The following is a 23,228-nucleotide window of genomic DNA, read 5'->3' as shown; positions in this document are numbered from 1 at the left end:
TTCGTGCCCTGCCCGCTAATGACCGTTGTAGACGCTGAGGAACGCATCGGAAAACTGGCTGATCATCGCCGCCAGACTGAGATAGAGCATGAAAAGTCCGCCCATCAGCAGATAGGGCGTAGAGATGAAGTAGACCGGGATCTGAGGTGCGAGCTTATTGATGAAGCCGATCGAAACCTGGAACATCAGGCCGTAGATCAGAAAAGGGCTGGCAAGCCGCAGCATGATGTAGGTGGTCGCCTGCAGGGTATCGGTAAAAGAGATCAGCGTCGCCTGCATCTCGATATGACCGCCGAAGGGGATCAGCGTGTAGGAATCGATAAGCGCGCGGAAAACGTAGTGGTGGAAATCCATGATGAAGAGGATCATCAGGCCGCAGAAGGTAATCACGCCGGAAATGGCGGTTTCGCTGCCGTCTTCCACCGGATCGGCACCGCCCGGAGACGTCAAACCGATCATCATGGCGATGATCGTCCCGGCGAACTGCAATCCCAGCGTATAGAGCCGGGCCATCATTCCATACATCACGCCGATCAGCGATTCGGTGGCGATCAGCATCACATATTGCGGCCCACCGAGTGAGGCCTTCGGATAGATAGTGTCCCACAGCACTGGCAGAACCGCCATCGACAGCGCCACCGCCAGCAGCACGCGAATCTGCTGCGGCACGCGGGCCGATGAGAACCCCGGGAGAACCATCACGCAGCCGCCGATGCGACAGAAGCACAAAAAGAGTGCGAGGACGGTCCCCTGAGGGTCTGTAATCATGAAATAGCGCCCAGAATCTTGATCTCGATTCCCTTGGCCAATTCCACATGCGACAGGACAGGCAGCGTCGCAAACAGGCGTTCGATGATCATGCGCACATAGGAGCGTGTTTCCGGCGACGTGACAAGTACGAAAGGCAAGCCCTTGTCCATGAATTCACGGATAACTCGCGTCGCCTGCTCGCTGAATTCCTCGAGATTGCGTGGATCGATGTCGAACTCGATGATTTCGCCCTTTGGATCGCGCTTCAATGCCTGGTGGAACACCAGATCCCATTTCGAGCCCAGCCGCAGGACGCGCAGCACACCATTGTCGGCAAGGTCGCCGCAGAGCTGCTGCGACATGCGGACCCGGACGTGCTCGACGATCTGCTCGGTCTTGCGCACATGCGGCGCCAGTTCGGCGACCGCTTCGAGAATGAGATGCAGGTTGCGGATGGACACGCGCTCGGCAAGCAGCAGCTTCAGCACGGCTTGCAGGCCCGAGTAGGACATGTGCGAGGAGCAGATCTCATCGGCGAGCTTCTTGTATTCCGGGTCGAGGCGATCGATCAGGATCTTGACGTCCTTGTAGGACAGCAGCGCCGGAAGGTTGTTCCGGATGACTTCGCTCATGTGGGTGAGCACCACCGAGACGTTGTCGATCGGCTGGAAGCCTTCGCGCTTGAGGTCTTCCGTGAAGGCTTCGAGGACCGAGACGGCCGGCATGCCGAAGGCTGGTTCGCGGATATCGTCGCCCGGAACGGTCGGCTTGCGGCCGGCGCCGGTGACCACCAGGACTTCGCCCACGCGCAGCAGGTTGGACGCGATGGTCGTGCCGTGGATTCGGATCTGGTAGGATTTGTCGGCAATGGAGATATCGTCGGTGACCTTGATCTCCGGAACCACGAAGCCGTATTGCGAGGCGAACTTCTTGCGCATCTTGCCGACGCGGAATGCCAGTTCCTGATGGGCGCCGAGCAGCCTTGTCGAGACGATCTTGCCGAGTGCCAGCTCGATCTCGGAGGTCTTGAGGACGTTCTTGACCGAATCCTTCTCGAGATCCTTGGACTGGCTGACCTTCTGTTCTTCGGCGTCGCGGCGGAGCTTGTTGAGAGCCTCTGCCTGGCGCGGGATGAACCAGGCGCCGGCGCCCATGATGCCGCCAAGTGTGATGAACGGAATGAACGGAAGTCCGGGCATGATAGCCAGCAGGCACATCATGCCGGCGGCAACGCCGAGCGCACGAGGATAGCCGCTCAGCTGGTTGACGACGGCCTGGTCGGTGGACCCTGACGTGCCGCCGCGCGAAACGAGCAGGCCGGCTGCAAGCGAGATGATCAGCGCCGGCATCTGCGCCACAAGGCCGTCACCGACCGAAAGCTTGACGAACACATCGGCCGCCTGGCCGATCGGCATGCCATGGCGGAAATAGCCGATGATGATGCCGCCGAAGATGTTGATCGAGGTGATGATCAGGCCGGCGACCGCATCGCCGCGCACGAACTTCGACGCACCGTCCATCGCGCCGAAGAAGGAACTCTCCTCTTCCAGCTCCTTGCGCCGGCGCTGTGCCTCTCGCTCGTCGATGAGGCCGGCCGAAAGGTCGGCGTCGATGGCCATCTGCTTGCCGGGAATGGCATCGAGGGTGAAGCGGGCGCCGACTTCAGCGATACGCGTTGCACCCTTGGTGATGACTATGAAGTTGATGGTGATGAGAATCAGGAAGACGATCAGTCCGATGACGAAGTCGCCGGACATGACGAGATTGGCGAAGCCTGCAATAACGCCGCCGGCCGCATAGTCGCCCTCGTAGCCATGGGCCAGGATCACGCGCGTCGTCGCGATATTCAGCGCCAGGCGGGTCATCGTGGCGATCAGAAGAATGGTCGGGAACGACGAGAATTCAAGCGGCTTCTGGATCCACAGCGCGACCATCAGGATGAGGACGGACAGCGCGATCGAGAAAGCCAGGCCCATGTCGATGAGGAACGGCGGGATCGGCAGGAACAGGATGCAGAGCATCGAGACGATGCCGACGGCAAATCCTACGTCGCGGAAACTCGGGGCGACTTTCGGCAGGGGCAGCGAAGGAGGTAACGCCATTCTTCAGGTCCGTCTCTTCATGAGAGGAGGCCGGCGGACGAACCGCTTGCCGTATTCTCCTGTCGAGTTACGGGATGAAGCTTGCGCGAGGATGGCTCACACGCCTGCAGCCCGATCTGGTCCGCTAGAAGCCAGACTGGATACGGGAAAAGACCAGATTAGTGAAAATGCCGATCTGCGAACCGACAAACGGCGCCGTGATGCCGATCGTCACGAAAACAGCGACAATCTTCGGCACGAACGTCAAGGTCGCTTCCTGAACCTGCGTCAGCGCTTGGACGAGCGCAATGACGATGCCGACGATCATCGCTGCGGCAACCGCCGGACCGGCCGATATCAGCACGGTCCAGATCGCCGCCTGAAAGATATCCAATGCATCGGCTTCGTTCATCTCGGCCAATTTCCTGTGTTCAAGGCACGCTCGCCAGCCGCGACCGCGCCAATATATTTTCGGTTTCAGTGGACCTCCACAGCAGGAGTGACTGAAGCCAGATCGAAAGCTCTATTTGGCTGTCGAAGCGGTGTCTGTCGTCGTGCTCGTGCCTGTCGGCTTCACCACTGTTCCGTCGGTGACACTGATTCCCGGCTGTATCAGGACCTTATCGCCGGCAGCGGTAATTGCAAGGATACCGTCCGAATAGACGCTGACTTCCTTGACGACGCCGGTTACCGTGGCATCGGCGCTGACGATCGTCTTGCCGACGTAGCTTGCCGCCTGGGACAGCATCTGGTTCGACAGGACAGTTTCCAGATGGGCGTTCGTCTTGATCTGCTGTTCCACCTGCGAGAAGCTGGCGAGCTGCGAGATCTGCGCGCTGGCGTCCATCGGTGACGTCGGATCCTGCGTCTTCATCTGGGCAATCAGCAGCTGAAGGAAGTCGTTGTAGTTCAGCGATGCGCTTGCCGCCGCAGTCGTCGCGTTGGTTGCTGCGGCGCTGCTTGTCCCCGTGGCGGTAGCAGTTGCCGTGGCCCCCGTCGCGGTAGCACCTGCGACGGTGCTGACTGGTGTTACCGCCATGGTGCGATTTCTCGGCGGATCTGCTCAATGGTGGCAGCCGGCATTTCCGGGCTGTTGAGGATGCTGTCTTCAACGACGTAGAGGCCGCGGATAGACTTCAGTGCATCGAATGCCTTGCCGGTCGCGACCAGCCCGTCGATGCGCTTCAGTTCGGCCAGGACTTCTTCATTCTTGAAGCAGCTGAGCAGCATGACGATCGACTTGCGGAACAGCACCGTCGACTGATCCTTGCCTTCCGGATTGATCAGGATCATCTGGGCGATGAAATAGAGCTGGCGCAATGGAGTCGTTGCGTCCTCGGGCTGGAGAACGTGGTTTTCCAGGAGGAATGTCACGTCGTTCAGGAATTCGAGAGCGACCTTGCGGTCGACGCGCAGCACGGCTCCGTTGATGAAGATCCGTTCGCCGGCTTTAAGCGATATGCGAAGTGTACTTTTCATTTAAGTCCATCCCTGATGATGGTTGTGACGTCGATGATACCCTGGTAGTTTGTCGACTTCCGTCGCCTGATCCTGTCGCATTCCTTCAAGATCCAGATGGCGATAGAGATAAGGTTCGCACGCAGGGTGACATCAAGCTGATTTTCGGGGTTCTTGAGATCCTCGATGAAGGCAACCCAGACACGTCTTGTGTAAAAAAGTGCCTCGATCGATTCTCGACCGTATTTTTCTTTTTGCATCGCAGCCGTCAGAAGAGCGACCGACCGATCAAGGACCTGGCGTTCCCGCTCCTTGGCGTCGGCCACTGCGTCCTGCATGATTTCTGCATATGAGAACTGATACATTCATGCATCCTTCCTGGTCATTACGCCCCTTTGATCATCAAAGGTAATTTACGAGACTCAACTGCTGAATTTTCGAGACTATGGTGTAGGCAGTCTGCAGCTGGGTTTCCAAACTGTTGACCTTGGTAGATGCCTCGTATGGATCGACGCCCTGGAGGTCGACGATCCGGTTGTTGATGATGTCCTTCTGGGCACTGATGGCGTCGTTCGCCTTGGTGACCCGGGACTGCGACAGGCCAAGCTGGCTGGCCTGCGCATTCATGCCGTCGATGCCCTGGCGGGCGAAGCTGATGGCGTTCGTCGTCACCGCGTTCAGCGCCGCCTTGCTGATATCGGTTCCCATCAGCGCCTTTGCGACCGTGGCCGACAGCGCCATGTAGCGCATGCCGGAAGCGTTGCTGTTCGTCGACGTCTCGATCACTTCGGAGTTGTTGATCCGGCTTGTCATGTTCTGGTCGGAAGCACTCGACCAGCTGCTCCAGTTCGGGGCCGGCGACGTGTCGTCCAGGAACATCGGCTGCACCTTGGTGCTGATGAAATCGTTCATCTGGTCGGCAGTCAGGTCGCTCTTGGCAGTCACCGGTGGCGACTGGGCCGCCATGTAGTCTGTGAGTGCCGACTGTATTGCTGCCGTTGCGGCCGTGGTCTGATCGGTGACGGGCTGGACGTCGGTATTGGTGCCCGCAAAGATGTACTGACCGTTCAGCTGCGTGTTTGCGTCGGCAACGAAGGAGGAGATCGTCGATGTTGCCGTGGTCTGGGACAGCGCGATGCTGCTTGCATCTTGATTGCCCTGCAAGGCTACCAGCTGATCCAGGAATGTCTGCGACTGGCTCGTCATATCCGCAAGCCCGCTTTGCGTCGCGGTCATGCGCGCCGCCGCCGTGGAATTGCTGGCCGTAAGCGAGTCGAGACGGGAAACGTCGCGCGTCATGTCGATGCTCTGCGAGATGTTGCCACCCAGCGATACGCCCATGTCGGCATAGACGCCAGTCGTTGCCTCCAGAGAGGCCTTGGTCATCTCGTTCTGCGACTGCTTGATCGTCAGCCGCATGGCGTTCTGAATGGCACTACTTGAGATGGCGGAGAGTTTCATGGCTTAACCCGTCAGTTCAGTTGAAGGAGGGCAGTGAGCATATCGTTGACCGCGCTCAGGATTTTTGTGCCGGCCTTGTAGGACTGCTCGATGTCCATCATCAAAGTGAGTTCTTCGTCGAGGTTGACCCCCGTTCCGTTCGAATAGGCTTCCGTCGAGCGAGACGAGGAAGCTGCCGTATTTTCAGCTGCGGTCGATGCGGCGCTGCGTTCGCTTTCCACCCAGCCGACTGAGTTCGATGCAAAATCCATGATGCTGGAATTGCTGTCGACGCCGGCGCTGGGATCGAAATCTATGGCTGTGCCCATTGCCGTGTCGTAAGCATCCAGCTGCGTTGAATAGCCTGCGTCGCCGGACGTATTGTTGACGTAGTCGGTACCGTTGATACCACCATCGCGCAGAAGGTTCGGGTTGCCGCCCGCCGAGGTAATGACCGCCGGATTGACGGTGATCGAGGCAGCCATGCCGTCGATAACGGTAGCCGATGTCGGCGTGTCGCCCGGATTGCCGCCGGAGTCCGTATAAGTGAACAGGCCCGGGAGCTTGGAACCATCCGTCGTGTTGGTCTCGGAGAACATCGTGACCAGGCCGCGGCCGATCTCGTCCAGTTGCTTCTGATAGGTCGGTGCCTCGACGTCGCGGATCTGAAGCAGAGCCTGCAGCGTACCCTTGGCCGTGGTGTTGGCGCCACTTCCCGGTGCGAGGGCAACGCCGTCGATATAGACGCTGTTGCTGGGGCTACCGGCCGAATAGCCATTGGTCGGGGTGAAGGTGACTGCCCGGGGAAGTGTTTCAAACAGGGTCGCGCCGTCAGACGTATACAGTGCCATGTCGCCGTTAGCGCGATTGACCGTCTTGACCCCTACGATGGAAGAGATCTGCTTGAGGATCGCATCGCGCTGATCGAGCGCGTTGTTGGCGTCTGCGCCCGAGCCCGTCGCCGTCTTGACGGCATCGTTGGCGGTCTGGAACTGGCCGAGCAGTGAGTTCAGCGTACCGACAGTGGTAGCGATTTCCTTGTCGGCATTGGTGCGGATGGTCTGCACCGATGCAGTAGACTGGTTCAGCGAATTTGCAACGTCCTGGGCCGCCGTCACAGCGGCCTGCGCTGTCGTGTTGCTGTTCGGGGCCGCAGCATAAGCCTGGAGAGCCTCTCGGAAATTGGCAAGGTAGGTTGACGGCGCTGTCTCGCTGTCGTTGCCGCCGATCGTCGACTGGATATCGCCGAGGCCGGTCAGAAGCCGCTGCTGGGCGGCATCTGCCGAGGTTGACGCCAGCAGCTGGCGCTGAAGCGAGGGTTCTGCCGAGCGGGCAATCTGTACCACCGTCGCACCGTCGGCGGAGATGGTAGTCATCGCCTGACGTCGGGTGTAATCCGCGTTGCTGGAGTTGGCGATGTTGTTCGACACGACGGCGCTTTGCTTGCCCGTGTTGTTGAAGATCGCCTGCGCGGTATTGAGTGCCTGGGTGAGTGTCATGCTCGGCAGTACCTTAATTTATTATCGGACGAGGTTCACAAGAACGTCCATCAGATCCGAACCGGTCTGAAACACCTTGGAATTCGCCGTATAGCTTTTCTGTGCCTGGATCATCGTCGTCAGTTCGCCGGCGAGATCGACGTTGGATTCTTCCAACGCCCCTGCCTGGATGTAGCCAAGACCGCTCGACTGCGGGAAACCGGTGACCGTCACGCCTGACTGTCCATTGGCGGAGTAAACGTTGCCGCTGAGAACCGTCAGATTGTCCGGGCTCGCCACATTCGCCAGCGGAATGCGATACAGTGGCTTGCTGGTGCCGTCTGCATATTGCGCCGTTACGGTGCCATCGGTGCCGACGGTGACCTTGTTGACTGCGCTCGGTGCCTGACCGTCTGCCTTGCCGGTCGCGCCGAAAGAGGCGGCGAGCTGCGAGAAGCCCGAGATGTCGACAGCGATGTCTTGTGTACCACTGACAGCATTGGGGTCGCTGATGGCAAGCGTACCACCACTGGTAATCTTGCCGCTGGAATCGAAGGCCAACGTCCCGGAGCCGACTGCTGCAGATGAATACGGAAAGGATGACGTGCCGCCGGTGGCGGCATCGGAGCCGCGATAGACCGAGACGTCCCAGGTATCAGCCGCCGTCTTCGTGTAGTAGAAGTCGTACTGCACCTTGTTGCCCTGGGTATCGTAGGCAATCAGCGAAGTCTTCTTGGTATCGGTTGTCACCGGAGCCGTGTTGCTTGCGGGCAAGTTACCGGTGGCGACTGCCGCTGTCGAATCGAGATTGCCGGAGAACGAAGCTGTGGTGGATGCGACAGCCGTCAGGCCCTGGGATTCCGTATTGATTGGCACGAGACCATCAAAGCCGTTGACGACCACCGACGGCGAACCGGAGCCGTAGGAATAACCCATAAGGCTGTAGCCCGCAGCATTGACCAGGTTGCCGTTTGCATCCGGCGAAAAGTCACCGGCGCGTGTCAGGTAAGGGGTTCCGGCCGCATCCTGGACGACGAAAAATCCTTCGCCCTGGATGGCCAAGTCCGTCGTGGACGAGGTGTAGGAGAGACCGCCCTGCTGTGAAATCGCATACTGTACCGAGGTGGCAACACCACCGGAACTGTAAGTGCCGGCCGTGGTCGGCAGGACGAGCGATGAAAAGCTTGTCGACGAGGACTTGTAGCCCGTCGTTGCCGAATTGGCGATGTTGTCGGAGACCGTGCTCAAGCGGTTTGCTTGGGCATTCATCCCCGAAACCGCCGTCTTCATGCTACCGAAAAGACTCATCTGAAATCCTCGTTTTCCCGTTATCGCAAGACTAATCAATGGGCCTTGCGTGAAGCTGTCTGGTGGGGAGAGGAAAAGCAGATCATCATGAGGCGGCTTTTCGGGTAGTTCAAAATCGACTGGAAATCATTCCCAGTCGAAGCCGCAGGCTTAGCTCCAGTCGATGCAGTAGCCAAGGAAACGCTTGGAATCGACCGGGTCGAAGCCGAGCTTCCTGCGCAGCTTCTTGCGCAGCTTGGAGATATGGCTTTCGACGACGTTCTCTTCGACTTCTTCGTCGAAGATGCCGTAGATCGCGTTGAAGATCTGGGTCTTGGTGACGCGACGTCCGCGGTTGGAAATCAGATATTCCAAGATGCGGCGCTCGCGGCGCGGCAGGGCGAAAACTTCGCCGTGCACTTCCGGATCGCGGCCATCGGAGAAAACCCGGATGGCACCGACGTCGGTGAAATTTGCAACGGCCTTCAGGCGACGGCGGATGGCCGCTGCCCGTGCCAGGATCTCGCGAGGGTGCACTGGCTTGCGGACGACATCGTCGACACCACAATCAAAAAGTGCAAGCGTCGCTTCAAGCGAGGGGTGATCGCTGACCGCGATGACCGGCGCAAGTGTCCGATCGCGGATCGCCCGGGGGAGCTGATGTACATGCTCGCCCTGGCCGATGAGGAAGGCCTCGACTGCCGCGATATCGCTATCTGCTGCCGTCTGGACCCACTCGCCGAACTCCTCGGGGTCGAACCCCGTTGAAGGAATTCCCTCTCGCCCAAAGAGAGATGTGTAGCCGTCTTTAACAAGTCCGCGTTCGTCAACCACTACGATCATTCGCCGCCTCCGAATCAGTTGTGGATGTTTCCAATGTCGCTATGGGTACGAATCGAGCGAATCGCGAACAACTGTGGGAAGTGAGTGGCGAGAGTTAATAATTGCTTAAGTTTGACGCCCCGATTTGAACCACATCTAGTGGGTGGCGCATCATTTTAACACAAGAAAGCGGTGGAAAAATTAATACATTTTGAAGACGGCTATTGCCATGCCTTTTTCGTTCACGTTCTCGCCATATTGAGAAGCGCTAAAATGTGGCATTAATACAACTTTATCGGGGGTCATTCCCGGCAAAATGTGGCTGCGTTAGGCGTCCATTTTCCGTAACCGGTGGCGACGAGATTGGCGATCACCCGACAGACGTAAACCTTCTGCGCCGGGTTGTTGTTCGGACCCGCATGATAGCGCGCCACCGCCATCGTCCAGGTCTCGTGCTTGTCGTGCAAAACGCTCAAAAACTTGGCCGCATATTCGACATTGCTGTGCGGATCGAACATCGCCTCGACCGACGCGAAGTTCTCGCCATGAAAGTATTGGTTGATCTGCATACAACCAATATCGATCAATTTGGCACCGCTCTGATGCGCTTGCGCGAAGAGCTGCAGTGCCGCATTTTCAGATGCCGGGAAAAATGGCTTGCCTTCGATATTCATGGCGAAGGGGTAGAGGGAGCCCTTGCGGCCCGTTTCGGTCAACCCGACCGAGTAGAGTATGCCTTCGGGAATTCCGTATTTCAGCGCCGCCGCCTGGATTTCCCGCTCGCACATTCCTTCCGTGGTGGAAGCGCTGGCGTCAGAGATAGACGCCCCCGGCACGAGCCCGCTGAGCACTGCCAGCAACGCTATCGTCCGTACCCACGTTGCCTGCGCGCGAGATACCATCTTGATCACCGGCCTGTCGTCCTGAATTCTGTCTGCGAGCCTGGCCATCGCTGCCCTGCCCCTGGCTTGTGCCGGGTTGTTGCTGCTGCTGGCCCTGGGGGCTCTGCTGGTTGTTGCTCGATGTGTCCGGCGCGGTGTAGGTCACGGTCATGCGATCGACGCTGTAGCCCTGCTGGCGCAGTGAATCGATCATCGCGCTCTGGTCGTTGCTGAGCTGCCTGTAGGCCTCGGCAGAATGGACCTTGAGATCGACGGAAAGCTGCTCGCCCGAAAGCCGCATGGTCGCGGTGACGATCCCGAGATTATCCGGATTCATCTGAATTTTCAGAGTGTTCATGACTTTGCTGGCACTGGTCGTCGCCGATGCTCCGGTCAGCGCCGCATTGGGCTGCATGGCCGCTGCCCAGTCCTTGTTGCCCGTCAGCGAATTGGCAACCAGTGCCGAATTCGAGCCATCGGCGAGGCCGACGAAACGTCGGGAGTCGAGGACCGTAACGGTGGCCCCGGTGTCGCCGCTTGCCGATTTGATATCGAGCTGAGGCGTATCGTCAGCATTCCGGCTCGCTGAGAGATCCAGCGACTGTACCTTGCCACTCGCCCGATCGACGTTGAAGGTTACGGGGGCGTCACCGTCGGTTGAGGTGCCGGCAACGGCATTGCCCTGGCCAGCGCTGCCCATTGACGGCGCCAGCATGGCCATGCCTACGGCAACAGCGTCGCCGCTGTCGTCCGCGGCGTCGGCTGGAAGCGCATTTGCAACAGAGGCCGCGCCGGGATCGATCTTGCCATTGCCGGTGTGGAGCTGCCCGGCTGCGGCCAGAACGCTGGCTGATGTCTGTGCGGGGATGACGGCGGCCGACAAACCGGCTCCGAGCAGCGACAGCACGTCAGCCACCGCACCGTTGGCGACACTGGCGTCTGATGCATTGGCATCGGCGTCCTTGCTATCGTCGGAGTCAGCGCCGCTTTTGCTGCCCTTGACGCCGGGAAGATCGCCTTTGACGGGTGTGGCTGGCTCGCCTGTCGCCGCGCCGGCAACGACATCGGCCAGCTGCTGGGCGATATCGGCGGCTGGCAATTTCACCGCAGCACCATCATCTGCAGGGACGACAAGAGCGAGGGCAGCGGGCACGGCCACCGGGGCAGCGGGCAGCGAAACGAGGGGGGCGCCGGGCACGGGTGGCGCGACCGGAGGTACGGGAAGCAACGTGCCGTCGCCGACTGGCGCCGGGGTGGCCGACCCAGTGGCCGAGTTGCTGGCTTGAAGCAGGGTCTCGCCTGTTGCCTTGCCGGTATCGGGCTCAGAAGCGGTCGTGTCGACCGAATTTGTATCGGCAGTGCTGCGCTTAGACGCGGCATTCGCATCCGTGCTGTTTCCGGAGCTGCTGAGCGCATCCTGGAACCGCTGGGAATCGCTACCCGAGCCCTTGCTCCGGCTGCTGCTTTTTGAAAGAGAAACGACATCAGACCCGGCGGAAGCGCTGGTGATACCGATACCGGCCATGGTCAATTGCCTTCCTGCTTCAAAAGTCCGTCAAGCGCGTCGAGCTTCGATTGGCTTGATGTCACGAATGTGGTGAACGAAGAGTCGGCATCCTGCCCCCCTCCATCATGGGGTTGAGCCGCGCTTGCGGCGGCTCCTTGCCCGACAGCCGCCGCAGCGGGACTTTTCGTCCCTAGCGTCTCGACGCTTGCGGCTCCATCGTGTCGGGTCTCTCCGTTAGCAGGCTTAGTGCGTGAAGCTTGCGTCAGGCTTTGCGGCTCGGGAAGCCGCGTCACCGCGTCGGCGACCGTCTTCGCAGCGTCGCGCAGCGCCCGGTCCCTGGCGTTCAACTCGCCCTCTGGAATTTCGTTGATATCGTGGGCCGCGGCGTCAGCCTTGTCCGTCGAGACATTGGCGACGCCACCGTAGAAGTTGGCAAGCTGGTTGAACGAGTCGCCGCCATCGCTCGGAATAGCCGCCGCCTGGGCCGATGCCATCCGGGCTAGATCGTTCTTGCCGGCAATAGTCGCGCTCCTGGCGATACGAAGATAAACCTCACGCTTTCGCGCCCCGTCCATGAAGGAGAGGATATCGATTATGTCCTCCGGCTTAATCTCGGTGTTGTGATCGACCACGAGCTTTACGAAGAGATCGGCAAACTGGCTGGCATAGGGCGAATGCAGGAAGCGGCGGGCGTAGAGCTGCGAGTAGGTAAGGCTTTGCGGAACCATCTTTGCCTCGGTCGACAAAGCCATCGAGCGCCTGAGGGCCGCCTCTTCGACGATTGTCCCGGGGCTCGTCAGGCGCGCCCAGTCATAGAGCTTGAGAGCAGCCTTGGGGTCCTTGGCGCTCATGACATTGGCTGCGACCAGCGACAGGTAGGGACCGATCTTCTTGTCGCGATATTCCTTGGCCGTGTCGGCCAGCGTCTTGACGATGAGAAGGCCTTTGCCACTCAGGTATTTGCGCAGGACATCCGCGACGCGGTTGTCGAAATGACCGTCGACATCCCGTGCCATCAAAAATTCCAGAGTGTCCGGATTACCGCCGCTCATCGTATACACCAGCGCCGCATCGACATTGCGGACATCCTCGAAGACGGACCTGTCGGCAGATCGCAGGCGATCGTCGATGGTGGACAACATGAAGCGCTGCATCTCCTCGGCAGAGTGATCGCCGAGCACCACCGAATCCTGCACGAACTGCAGGGATCTCAGCATCTTGTGGGGCGCCAGATCCTTGTCGTCGGCATGCCCTACTCCCGGCAACAACGCGCCGAGAGCCAGGGTGAGCGTCAGCCCGTATCGATGCTTGCTGCGCGCCATGAACTATCCCTGGCTCCCCTGAACCAGGATCTCGATACGACGATTGGCGTTGTTGAACGGGTCCTCTGGCATCTTCAGGCGACGGTCTGCGAAGCCTGAGACCTGCGAAATGCGTTTCTCATCAAGGCCGCCGTGGACGAGCATGTAATAGGCGCTCTGGGCGCGGTCCAGCGACAGGCGCCAGTTGTCGCTCTCGCCAGCTTTGTACTGCCGGCCGTCGGTGTGTCCGCGCAGCACAATGGCGCCGGGGCGGTCAGCAAGGATCTTGCCGATCTTCGCCATTGCCAGAACCATCTCCTTGCGCGGCACGGCTGAGCCGATATTGAACATCGGATCGTTGCTCTGGTCCGAAATGGTCACCAGCAACCCACCCTCGGCCGGTGTGACGACCAGACCTTCGGCGAGTTTCCCGGCGACGCCACCGATCTCCTTCTGGATCGTCGCCTGCAGCGTCTTGGCATCCTGCGTCTCGGCGGCGGTCGATGCGGGCTTTGCCGCATCGGCAGCCTTTTCTGCAGCGGCCTCTGCAGCCTGCGCAGCATCGGCTGCTGCTTTCTCGGCAGCATCCATCGGCTTCTGCATACCCTCCGGCATCTTTTCGGGAATCGGCGGATTGGTGGGCGGCGGTTGCTGCGCCTGATCGCTGGCAGAGGCCTGCGTCTCGGGTATTTGCGGCTTGTCGGATACCGGACCGTTATCGGACGCGGTGGCCTTTGCCATGGCAACCACCTCGCCCTTTGGCTCGTCGTCCGTCTTGCTGGCTTCGCCGCCGTCCGGTTTGGAGCTAGGAGTAACCTTCACCTGCTTTGTCCAGAAATCGGGATCGAAGGGATCTCGGTAGGCCTTGCCGCCATCGGCGCCGGTTGCCGGACCGGAGGTGCTGGCACCGCCATCGCCCTTGGCGCTGACATTGGCCTGCTGACCCACCTCTTGGGCGATTTCCGACAGAACCGAATAGGGGTTCTCGAAGAAATCGGCTTCGGAATAATTGGTCTGGTCGCCAGCCGTCGACGTCTGGTCCTCGCCGGAAGCGGCCGAGGCGCCATTGGTCTGCTGGTCGGAGTTTTCCTTGGATTTTTCTTGCTTCTGCTCACCTTCCGCCGCGTCCACAGGCTTTTTAAGGCCTTTTTCGGTGGGCTTGGTATCGGCAAGCTTGATGGGATTGAAATAGGACGCAACGGACGCCTTGGTTTCCGCATTCGATGCATTGACCAGCCACATCACCAGGAAGAAGGCCATCAGAGCGGTCATGAAGTCGGCATAAGCGATCTTCCAGGCACCGCCGTGGCCACCCTCGTGGTCGCCGCCGCCGTGCCGCTTGATGATGATGATTTCATTCTTGCCGTTGTGGTGATTTTCAGCGTCGCTCATGAAAGGACGTTCCTCAGGCTATCGGCCCAGGCCGACATGCGGGTCACGAGCACGGCGTCGCCAATGGTAACGCAGAGGTCGACGTCCTGCGCCTCGACGAAGGTCAGAAGCACGCCGTCCGGATCGATCTTGGCGGCAAGGCTGTCGAACATGACGCGCCGTCCACTAACGGCAATCGGGCCCACAGCGCCGTCGAGAACCGCCGCCGTGACGCGGCTTGCGAGTTCGTCGATTGCCTTCTGCGTGAGCGTTTCGGTGAGGATCGGCGATAGCGCGCGAGCAACCTCGGCACTGACGGCGAGACCGATTGCAGTCGCCATCTGCTTGAAATTCTCGGCGATGCGCTCCACCGCTTCGGTTTCAAATTTCTGTTTCAATTCTTCCAGCGCCGCTTCATGGGCGAGCATGATCGCGTCCAGTTCCTCCTGGTGCGCCTCGGACAACGAAAGCGTGGCAGCCTCGTGGCCTTCGGCATAGGCTTCGCGACGCTCGGCCGCGAGATCGACCACCGGTAGTTCTTCCGGTTCCGGAAAGATCATGGTGTCTTCGAAAGGCATGCTTCTGAGCACCGGCGCCGGGGCGGCTGCCGGGGCCGGCTGCTCCGCACCGAAGTCCTTCAGGTAACGCGATAGCATCCGGGTCATGATGCTACCCCGAATGCCTGCCGGAAAACCGTCTTCAGACGTGCGGCGGCTGGCGCCGTCGGTGGGACTTTGGTGTTCAACACGTTGATCATTCCGCTTCCGGTTCCGTCAAGCGACTGCAAATTCCGTCCGGCACGCCCAGTCGTTCGATCGACAGGTTCGTACCCGATGACGGGAAAGTAGGAGTTCAAACTTGTGCGAAGGTGAATGATGCCACCCGGCCCGTTCGATCGACCCTCAGCCGTTCTGCAGCAAGACCAGGATCTTGCTGGCCATCGTGTTTGCAATGGAAAGCGACTGGACGCCCAGTTGCTGGGCTGTCGTCAGAGACGTGACGCGCGCCGAGGCCTCTTCCATGTTGGTATCCACGAGGTCGCCGACACTGGTGTCGATGGCGTCCTGAAGACCCGCAACGAAGGTCGTCTGGCTGTCGATGCGCGCCTTGGTGACGCCCATGTTCGATGCCGCAGACGTTGCTGCCGTCAGCAGCGAATGCGTGACATTTAGCATGTCGGTCACCTGGCCGGACGTCGTGGCGGCGCTCAGCGAGATTTCCGTGCCTCCAGACGTCCCTGTCGAGCCTGCCGGCGCCAGAAGATAGTAATTGCGGGCCGTGCCTGTGCCGTCGGAAGCGATGCTGTTGGCATCGACGGTCTTGGTGAGCAAGCCGCGGCTGGGATCGGCCGTATCGATCATCAGGGACTGCGAGGAATCGTAGTCGATCGTGTTGAGCGTGACCTGGCCTGAGGTACCGCGAACGAAATTGCTGATGACCGACTGGCTCGTGTCGGCGACCCCTTGCGAATTGTACAGCCAGTTCGAACCGGCAAAGGACGCGGATTCGACGGTGGATTGCAACTGCGCCTTGAGTGCCTGGATATCCGTATTGAGCTTGTCCTTGTCGACACCCGTCTCGCTCGCGCTGACGAGCTTTGCCTGGATCTCCGTGAGCACGTCGATCACCGAGGTCATCGCGGTGTAGGCGGTGTCGACCTTGCTGGCGCCAAGCGACATCGCGTCGCCGATGGTCTTCAGGCTCGAGCTGTCCGACTTCATCGTCATGGACATCGACCAGTAGGACGGATCGTCAGCGGCAGAGCCGATACGGTAGCCGGACGACACCTGCTGCTGGGCCGTGCTCAGGTCCTTGTTGACACCGCGCAAGACAGTGAGTGCGCCAAGCGCAAAAGCGTTCGTGGTCAAGCTGCTCATGGAATGATGCCCGCGATGTGTGTGAAGGTGCCAGGCCGGGCTGACCGGCGGCGACTTTTCGGCTTCATGCCAGCCTGCGCGGATGTTCTCCGGCTCGGCCTGTCGCTTGCAACAAACTGCTGCGTATTATCATTAACAAGCGATGAAGCCACGCGGCAAGCGCTAAATCGACCTTAGCAATTGCCGCGCAAGCTACACTCAAGGCTTGGCCTCTGAGACCGCCGGATGGCGGGCCGTTATTTGAACAGCGACAGGACGTTCTGGGCGCTGCTGTTGGCGATGGACAGGGACTGGATGGCGAGCTGCTGCTGGGTTTGCAGGGCAGTCAGCTTGCTCGATTCCTCTTCCATATTGGCATCGACGAGCTTGCCGACGCCGGCATCGATCGTGTCGCCCAGCGCCGAGACAAAGTTCGTCTGCAGATCAATGCGATTGGCAAGCGAGCCCAGTTGCGATGCCGCTGTGGTCATCGCCTGCAGCGCTGATTCGACCATGGTCAGGGCCTTGTCGACCTGTCCGGAGGTCATGCCCTTGATATCGAGGCTGTAGACAGAAAATGTCGTCGCGCCAAAAAGGGAGCCGCTGCCGATGATGCCGCTGGAGGTGTTGACCTCTCCGTAGGCGTTGGAGCCGAACAGGACATTGCCCTGCGAGCTGGCATTGAAGCGATAGCTGGTGCTGTTGACCGCGACACCGCCGGTGCTGGTGCGCACGAACGACGATACGACCGAGGCTGAGGCACCGTCTGAAGCGATCATCCAGTTCTGGCCGGAGAAGGACGCGGACTCGGCAACGCTTTCCAATTGCTGCTGGAGCTGGGAGATTTCTTCCTGGACATCCTTCTTGTCGACGCTGCCTTCCTTGGCGGTGACGAGCTTGTTCTTGATGTTCTGGACCACCTCGATGGCGCTATCCATAGCCGTGTAGGCTGTATCGACTTTCGCGGCGCCAAGGCCAAGGGCGTCGGAGACAGCTGAAAGGGCGCTGTTGTCGGAGCGCATCGTGGTCGCAATCGACCAGTAGGCCGCATTGTCCGAAGCCTTGCCGACGCGATATCCGGAAGATACCCGGCTCTGCGTGTCCTGCAGGTTGGTATTGATGCTGCGCAGTGTCTGCAATGCAGACATGGCTGGAACGTTGGTAAGAATGCTGGTCATGTCGAGGTGCCCCTTGATCGGCGTGAATTAGAAGGGACATTCCGGAAGGGCCGGGAACGGAGACCGGCGTCATGCCTGTTAACAGACCATTAGGACAGGTTAACCAACCGTTGCGTTAGCTCGAGATGACACAAATTTGGTTAACAGATCGTTAACTCTGGCCTTTTTTATGTATCGTAAAAATAAAACCGCGCCCCTTGGGGCGCGGCTCAGTGATCGGCTTATGTAGTAAGGCGTACGCTTACTTGAACAGCGACAGGATGTTCTGCGAAGAGGAGTTGGCAATCGACAGCGACTGGACCGCCAGCTGCTGCTGCGTCTGCAGCGCCGAGAGCTTGCTCGATTCCTGTTCCATGTTGGCATCGACGAGCTTGCCGACACCCGAGGTGATGGCATCGCTCAGCGACGAGGCGAACGTCGTCTGGAGGTCGATACGGCTGGACAGCGAACCGAGCTGGGCAGCAGCAGTGGTCATGGCCTGCAGGGCAGATTCCACCATGTTCATCGAGCTGTCGATGCCGGAACCCGTCATGCCGCGGATATCGAGGCTGTAAACGGAGAAGTCCGAGGAGCCGATGTGTTCGGTCGTGCCCAGAATGCCGGAGCTGGTTTCGGCTTCGCCGCTACTGTTGACGCCGAACAACACGTTGCCCTGCGACCCTGTGTTGAACGAGTAGGAGGACTCTGTGACAGCGACGCCGCCCGAACCGTTGCGCACGAAGGAGGAGACGACCGAAGCAGAACCGCCGGAGGCGGCAACAACCCAGTTTGCACCGTTGAAGGAGGCCGATTCGGCGACGCTCTTCAATTGCGCCTGAAGCTGGCCGAGTTCTTCCTGGACCTTTGCCTTGTCGACACTGCCTTCCTTGGCTGTGACGAGCTTGTTCTTGATCTGGCCGACGATGTCGATGGCGCTATCCATCGCCGTGTAGGCCGTGTCGACCTTGGCAGCACCCAGACCGAGGGCGTCCGATACTGCGCCGATCGCGCCGATATCCGACTTCATTGTGGTTGCAATCGACCAATAGGCTGCGTTCTGGGAAGCGTTGGAAATACGCAGGCCCGAAGAGACAGCGCTCTGGGTCGACTGGAGACTGCTGTTGATTCCACGCAATGTGGAAAGGGCTGCCATCGCAGCATTATTGGTGTTGATGCTCGTCATAAGATTTTTGCCCCTTGGCGGCGTGATTAAAAGGGACATTCCGGGTCTGTGCCGGAAACAGCTTTCAGCATCATGCCTAGCAACCCAAATCGCAGAGGTTAACTTGCCGTTTCAATGACCCTAGATGACACCATCATGGTTAATGAAAACTGAACACCTGATGAAAATTTAGATAAAAAAAACCGCGCCTTAGAGGGGCGCGGTTAACCTATTTTTAAGAGTTCGATCAGCGGCCGAAGCTTTTACCCTGCGGTTCTTAACGGAAGAGCGACAGGATGCTCTGCGACGAGGAGTTGGCGATCGACAGCGACTGGACGGCCAGCTGCTGCTGCGTCTGCAGGGCAGACAACTTGCTCGATTCCTGCTCCATGTTGGCATCGACCAGCTTGCCAACACCCGAGGTGATGGAGTCGCTGAGCGAAGAGGCAAACGATGTCTGCAGATCGATGCGGCTCGACAGCGAACCCAGCTGTGCAGCAGCACTCGTCATGGCAGACAGAGCAGCTTCAACCATGTTCATGGCGCTATCGATGCCGGCGCCGGTCATGCCCTTGATGTCAAGGCTGTAGACCGAGAAGCTCGACGAGCCGATTGTCTCGGCGGAGCCGAGGATACCGGTGGTCAGGTTGGCACCGCCGGAGCCGTCGGAGCCGAACAGGACGTTGCCCTGCGAGCTGGCGTCGAAGGCAAAGGCCGACGTGGTGACGGAAACGCCGCCGGAAGCATTACGAACGAAGGAAGACACGACCGAAGCGGAACCGCCGGAAGCTGCAACGACCCAGTTTTCGCCGTTGAACGAAGCCGACGTGGCAACGCTCTTCAGCTGCGCCTGCAGCTGGGTGAGTTCGCCCTGGACCTTGGACTTGTCGACGCTGCCTTCCTTGGCAGTGACGAGCTTGTCCTTGATCTGGCTGACGATGGAGATCGAGCTGTCCATGGCAGTGTAGGCTGTGTCGACCTTGGCAGCACCGAGGCCGAGGGCGTCGGATACGGCACCGAGGGCGCCGACGTCGGACTTCATCGTGGTAGCGACCGACCAATAGGTAGCGTTGTCGGCAGCCTTGGAAATGCGCAGGCCTGTCGAAACGGCGGTCTGCGTGTTCGTCAAATTGGCATTGACATTGCGCAGTGTCTGCAGAGCGGACATTGCTGCATTGTTGGTGTTGATGCTCGTCATAGGATTCATTGCCCCTTTGGCACTGGTTAATAGAAGGGACATTCCGGGTCAGGGCCGGAAACGGCATCCAGCATCATGCCTGTTAACCTTTAATGTTAGGATTAACTCACCGTTTCATAGGCCTAGATGACACCAATACAGTTAAGGAAAGAAGAACGTCAAAGAAGAAATAGATTAAAAAAAACCGCGCCTTAGAGAGGCGCGGTTAATTCTTTGTTTAGGAAGGTTTACCGATCGCGAACGATCGGTATTTTTAGCCTTAACGGAAGAGCGACAGGATGCTCTGCGACGAGGAGTTAGCGATCGAGAGCGACTGGATGGCCAGCTGCTGCTGTGTCTGCAGGGCAGACAGCTTGCTCGATTCTTCTTCCATGTTGGCGTCGACCAGCTTGCCAACACCCGAGGTGATGGCGTCGCTCAGCGACGATGCAAACGTCGTCTGCAGGTCGATACGGCTGGACAGCGAACCCAGCTGTGCAGCAGCGCTTGTCATCGACGACAGAGCTGTTTCCACCATGTTCATGGCGCTGTCGATCTGGCCGCCGGTCATGCCGGAGATATCAAGGCTGGCGACCGAGAAGTTGCCGGCGCTGGTGTCCTTGGTGCCGAGAATGCCCGACGTCAGATCGATGCTGCCACCGCTCGAACCGAACAGAACGTTGCCCTTTGCACCTGCGTTGAAGGTGTAGCTTGCGGAAGATACCGACACGCCGCCCGAGGAATTGCGAACGAAGGAAGAGACGACCGAAGCATCGCCACCGGAAGCGGCAACGACCCAGTTTTCGCCGTTGAACGAAGCCGACTGGGCAACGCTTTTCAGCTGCGCCTGGAGCTGTGTAAGTTCAGCCTGAACCTTGGTCTTGTCGACGCTGCCTTCCTTGGCAGTGACGAGCTTGTCCTTGATCTGGCCGACGATGTCGATGGCGCTGTCCATTGCGGTGTAGGCTGTGTCGACCTTTGCAGCACCGAGACCGAGCGTATCGGAGACGGCACTGAGGGCGCCGACGTCAGACTTCATCGTCGTGGCAACCGACCAGTATGTGGCGTTGTCGGAGGCCTTGGAAATGCGCAGGCCGGTAGAAACAGCGGTCTGCGTGCTGTTCAGGTTGGTGTTGACATTCCGCAGTGTCTGCAGTGCTGCCATTGCGGAGTTGTTGGTCTGAATACTCGTCATTAGGCTTGTCCCCTGGACTGGATACAAATGGAGGGACATTACCGGACTTCTTTACCGGCGATCACGGAGCGGCTTCATGCCTCGGTGCCATCGCAATGGACACCAAACCCGTCATGTGTGATCAAAATCACATCTATTTATTTCCAACTACTTAAATCCTTTTGGAACCGCCGGAGTCCTTGGAGTCATCATTAACGACTGCTGAATCCGCTAATTTACGCTCCGGCCTGACGCAAGGTCCGGGCGCCATTATGGCACTCGAATCTCTGGAGACGGGCGTCGTCCGTCCCTGACTGTCATCACGATCCGCGTGGAGTTTGGCTCTTGAATTACAAAGCTGCTTTTTCGATCGCCTCCGATCACTACCGAAAAGGCCACTACACGCGGGCCCTCGAGGCGCTCAACGCGCTGATCGACGTCGATACCTCGCCGAAGACCTACGCCCTGCTTGGGAAGACACTGCAGAAACTCGGCTTCAAATCCGAGGCGGCCAGTTCGTTCGAACTCGCGGGTCGCCAGAAGCCCGTGCGGGAGGAATATCTGCGCGACGCCCTGCTGCTGCACTTCGAGAGCGGCAATGAAGACGCAGCACTGGCCATCGGCTCGCTGATCTTCCCTTTGGCGCTCAAGGACCCCGACGTGGCCTATGTGCTGGCCACCATCCTGCTCGCGCGACAGCAGAAGGCACTGCTGGGCGGCCTCAAGAAAATCCTGGCAGACGGGTTGCACCTGCGCCATCTGACGCTGGCGGCCAAGCTTCTCAGCGACGATCTCTACGACGATGGCAACCGCCATATCGCGACAACGCTTTTCAAGCGATATCCCGACAACATCACCTTCCGGACGCTCAGCCTGATCTTCAGCCGCGAGTTCTCGGATCTTGCCACCATCGATATCCAGGCAGCACCCGTTTATGCGGCAACGGCTGCGGGCAAGCTCGACTACGTCCGCTACGACAACCCCTTCTTCCACCTGCACTGGTGTGGCGACGAGGCGCTGAACAAGCTTGCGGTGCACGATTCGTCGCCGATTGCCGAGGGACACAGCGACAAGCGCCGCAAGATGCCACACACATGGGGCGAGAAGATCCGCCTCGGCTATCTGTCATCGGACTTCTGGCCTGGCCATGCGACGATGAAGCTGATGCAGCGTGTTCTCGAGTTGCAGGACAGGGATCGCTTCGAGATCGTCCTCTTCGATCATTCTCCGCTGGACAGCCAGCAGGCCCAACCTTTCGACTTTTCCAAATGGGGCCGTGTCGTCGATGTCCGCGACATGAGCGACAAGGCAGCAGCGGATCTCATCCGGTCGCATAACATCGACATTCTCGTCGATCTCAAGGGCCACACCAAGGATACCAGGGCAAAGATCCTCAACCACATGCCGGCGCCGATCCAGGTAGCCTGGCTTGGCTTTCCCGGCACGACCGTCAACATCGACCTCGACTACATCATCGGCGACCACTATGTGCTTCCCGATCACTCCAAGGCGCATTTCCACGAAAAGTTCTGCAGGTTGCCGGAATGCTACCAGCCGAACGATCCGACCCATCGCCCGAAGCCGCGCCCGACCAGCCGTGCCAAGCACGGCCTGCCGGAAGACGCCTTCGTGTTTGCGTCATTCAACGGCAACCGCAAGATTACCTCCCAGATGGTCGACGTCTGGTGCAATATCCTCAGGCGGACCAAGAACACCGTGCTCTGGGTCGTCTGCAACGGACCGCGCGCGGAAGCCAATCTTGCCGCCCGCTTCGAGGCACGCGGCATTCATCGCAAGCGCATCGTATTCACCACCCGCATCCGCTATGACGAGCATATCGACCGCCAGGCGCTGGCCGACCTCGGCATCGACACCTTCCCGGTCAACGGCCATACAACGACGTCCGAACAGCTCTGGGGCGGCCTGCCCGTCCTCACTCTCAAGGGTACGAACTTCGCCTCCAGGGTCAGCGAGAGCCTGCTGAATGCCATCGGCGTACCCGAACTGGTTGCCCCGGACATGCAGGGCTACGAGGACATGGCCGTTGCGCTGGCCAACGATCGCGCTCGCGTGCAGGAATACAAGGAACGGCTGATCCGCAACCGCTACGTCATGCCGCTGTTCGACGCGGAGCGCTTCTGCGATCACCTGCAGATGGCTTTTGAAACGATGTACGAGCGCGGCAGACAGGGGCTGGAGCCAGAGCACTTCGATGTGCCTGCCCTGCCCCCGCGCACCGTGCCGTTCATGGTCGAGGACGAAAATCCGCACGCTATCGCCGCAGAATAGTTCGCGCGCGCCGGGGGATACTCCGGCGCCGGCGCGC

21 protein-coding genes are annotated in these 23,228 nt (G+C 59.4%); 1 reads left to right on the top strand and 20 read right to left on the bottom strand.

Translation table 11 applies throughout. The features are described from left to right. Positions 1-15: 15 nt before the first annotated feature. The 20 genes from fliR to EQW76_RS08775 all read right to left on the bottom strand — a co-directional run bounded on the left by fliR (position 16) and on the right by EQW76_RS08775 (position 20,923). On the bottom strand, positions 16-768 hold the full coding sequence (gene fliR, locus EQW76_RS08870; protein ID WP_142824028.1) for a flagellar biosynthetic protein FliR: 753 nt from the start codon (positions 766-768) through the stop codon (positions 16-18). Continuing rightward, positions 765-2,852: a flagellar biosynthesis protein FlhA gene (gene flhA, locus EQW76_RS08865; RefSeq protein WP_142824027.1), complete on the bottom strand. Its 2,088-nt coding sequence runs from the start codon at positions 2,850-2,852 to the stop codon at positions 765-767. The genes fliR and flhA overlap by 4 nt, the downstream gene beginning before the upstream one ends. Positions 2,853-2,976: 124 nt before the next feature. Next, positions 2,977-3,243 carry a flagellar biosynthesis protein FliQ gene (gene fliQ, locus EQW76_RS08860; RefSeq protein ID WP_111216865.1) on the bottom strand — a complete coding sequence of 89 codons (267 nt, stop codon included), beginning with the start codon at positions 3,241-3,243 and terminating at the stop codon, positions 2,977-2,979. A gap of 111 nt (positions 3,244-3,354) precedes the next feature. Further along, complete coding sequence (gene flgD / locus EQW76_RS08855) at positions 3,355-3,870, bottom strand: flagellar hook assembly protein FlgD (RefSeq protein ID WP_142824026.1); 516 nt, start codon at positions 3,868-3,870, stop codon at positions 3,355-3,357. After that, entirely contained in the window at positions 3,861-4,310 is a 450-nt protein-coding gene (gene flbT / locus EQW76_RS08850) for a flagellar biosynthesis repressor FlbT (protein WP_111216862.1), read from the bottom strand. Before flbT ends, flgD begins: the two co-directional genes overlap by 10 nt. Beyond that, a complete protein-coding gene (gene flaF / locus EQW76_RS08845) occupies positions 4,307-4,654 on the bottom strand; it encodes a flagellar biosynthesis regulator FlaF (RefSeq protein WP_111216860.1) in 348 nt (115 codons plus the stop codon). The genes flbT and flaF overlap by 4 nt, the downstream gene beginning before the upstream one ends. A 37-nt stretch (positions 4,655-4,691) precedes the next feature. Then, entirely contained in the window at positions 4,692-5,750 is a 1,059-nt protein-coding gene (locus tag EQW76_RS08840) for a flagellar hook-associated family protein (RefSeq protein WP_142824025.1), read from the bottom strand. A gap of 11 nt (positions 5,751-5,761) precedes the next feature. Then, positions 5,762-7,228, bottom strand: a complete 1,467-nt coding sequence (gene flgK / locus EQW76_RS08835; RefSeq protein ID WP_142824024.1) for a flagellar hook-associated protein FlgK — start codon at positions 7,226-7,228, stop codon at positions 5,762-5,764. A gap of 21 nt (positions 7,229-7,249) precedes the next feature. Further along, entirely contained in the window at positions 7,250-8,515 is a 1,266-nt protein-coding gene (locus EQW76_RS08830; RefSeq protein WP_142824023.1) for a flagellar hook protein FlgE, read from the bottom strand. Positions 8,516-8,665: 150 nt separating this feature from the next. Then, a complete protein-coding gene (locus EQW76_RS08825) occupies positions 8,666-9,337 on the bottom strand; it encodes a winged helix-turn-helix domain-containing protein (RefSeq protein ID WP_142824022.1) in 672 nt (223 codons plus the stop codon). 281 nt (positions 9,338-9,618) lie between these two features. After that, positions 9,619-10,218 carry a transglycosylase SLT domain-containing protein gene (locus EQW76_RS08820; protein WP_142824451.1) on the bottom strand — a complete coding sequence of 200 codons (600 nt, stop codon included), beginning with the start codon at positions 10,216-10,218 and terminating at the stop codon, positions 9,619-9,621. Beyond that, positions 10,130-11,722 (bottom strand): flagellar hook-length control protein FliK, encoded by a 1,593-nt coding sequence (locus EQW76_RS08815; protein WP_142824021.1) that lies wholly within the window; start codon positions 11,720-11,722, stop codon positions 10,130-10,132. Before EQW76_RS08815 ends, EQW76_RS08820 begins: the two co-directional genes overlap by 89 nt. A 2-nt stretch (positions 11,723-11,724) precedes the next feature. Next, a complete protein-coding gene (gene motC, locus EQW76_RS08810; RefSeq protein WP_142824020.1) occupies positions 11,725-13,026 on the bottom strand; it encodes a chemotaxis protein MotC in 1,302 nt (433 codons plus the stop codon). A 3-nt stretch (positions 13,027-13,029) separates the two neighbouring features. Continuing rightward, positions 13,030-14,397, bottom strand: a complete 1,368-nt coding sequence (locus EQW76_RS08805) for a MotB family protein (protein ID WP_142824019.1) — start codon at positions 14,395-14,397, stop codon at positions 13,030-13,032. Next, positions 14,394-15,041: a hypothetical protein gene (locus EQW76_RS08800; protein ID WP_142824018.1), complete on the bottom strand. Its 648-nt coding sequence runs from the start codon at positions 15,039-15,041 to the stop codon at positions 14,394-14,396. Before EQW76_RS08800 ends, EQW76_RS08805 begins: the two co-directional genes overlap by 4 nt. A gap of 237 nt (positions 15,042-15,278) precedes the next feature. Then, complete coding sequence (locus tag EQW76_RS08795) at positions 15,279-16,253, bottom strand: flagellin (RefSeq protein ID WP_142824017.1); 975 nt, start codon at positions 16,251-16,253, stop codon at positions 15,279-15,281. A 236-nt stretch (positions 16,254-16,489) separates the two neighbouring features. After that, a complete protein-coding gene (locus EQW76_RS08790) occupies positions 16,490-17,410 on the bottom strand; it encodes a flagellin (RefSeq protein ID WP_142824016.1) in 921 nt (306 codons plus the stop codon). 241 nt (positions 17,411-17,651) lie between these two features. Then, entirely contained in the window at positions 17,652-18,572 is a 921-nt protein-coding gene (locus EQW76_RS08785) for a flagellin (protein ID WP_142824015.1), read from the bottom strand. A 256-nt stretch (positions 18,573-18,828) separates the two neighbouring features. Beyond that, positions 18,829-19,749 carry a flagellin gene (locus EQW76_RS08780; protein ID WP_142824014.1) on the bottom strand — a complete coding sequence of 307 codons (921 nt, stop codon included), beginning with the start codon at positions 19,747-19,749 and terminating at the stop codon, positions 18,829-18,831. 259 nt (positions 19,750-20,008) lie between these two features. After that, positions 20,009-20,923: a flagellin gene (locus EQW76_RS08775; RefSeq protein WP_142824013.1), complete on the bottom strand. Its 915-nt coding sequence runs from the start codon at positions 20,921-20,923 to the stop codon at positions 20,009-20,011. 324 nt (positions 20,924-21,247) lie between these two features. Here EQW76_RS08775 and EQW76_RS08770 point away from each other — a divergent pair, with 324 nt between their 5' ends. Then, entirely contained in the window at positions 21,248-23,191 is a 1,944-nt protein-coding gene (locus EQW76_RS08770) for a glycosyl transferase (protein WP_142824012.1), read from the top strand. Positions 23,192-23,228 lie beyond the last annotated feature (37 nt).

Source organism: Rhizobium sp. rho-13.1 (assembly GCF_007000305.1).
Lineage (GTDB): Bacteria > Pseudomonadota > Alphaproteobacteria > Rhizobiales > Rhizobiaceae > Rhizobium > Rhizobium rhododendri.
This window is presented reverse-complemented; position numbering and strand designations above follow the sequence as displayed.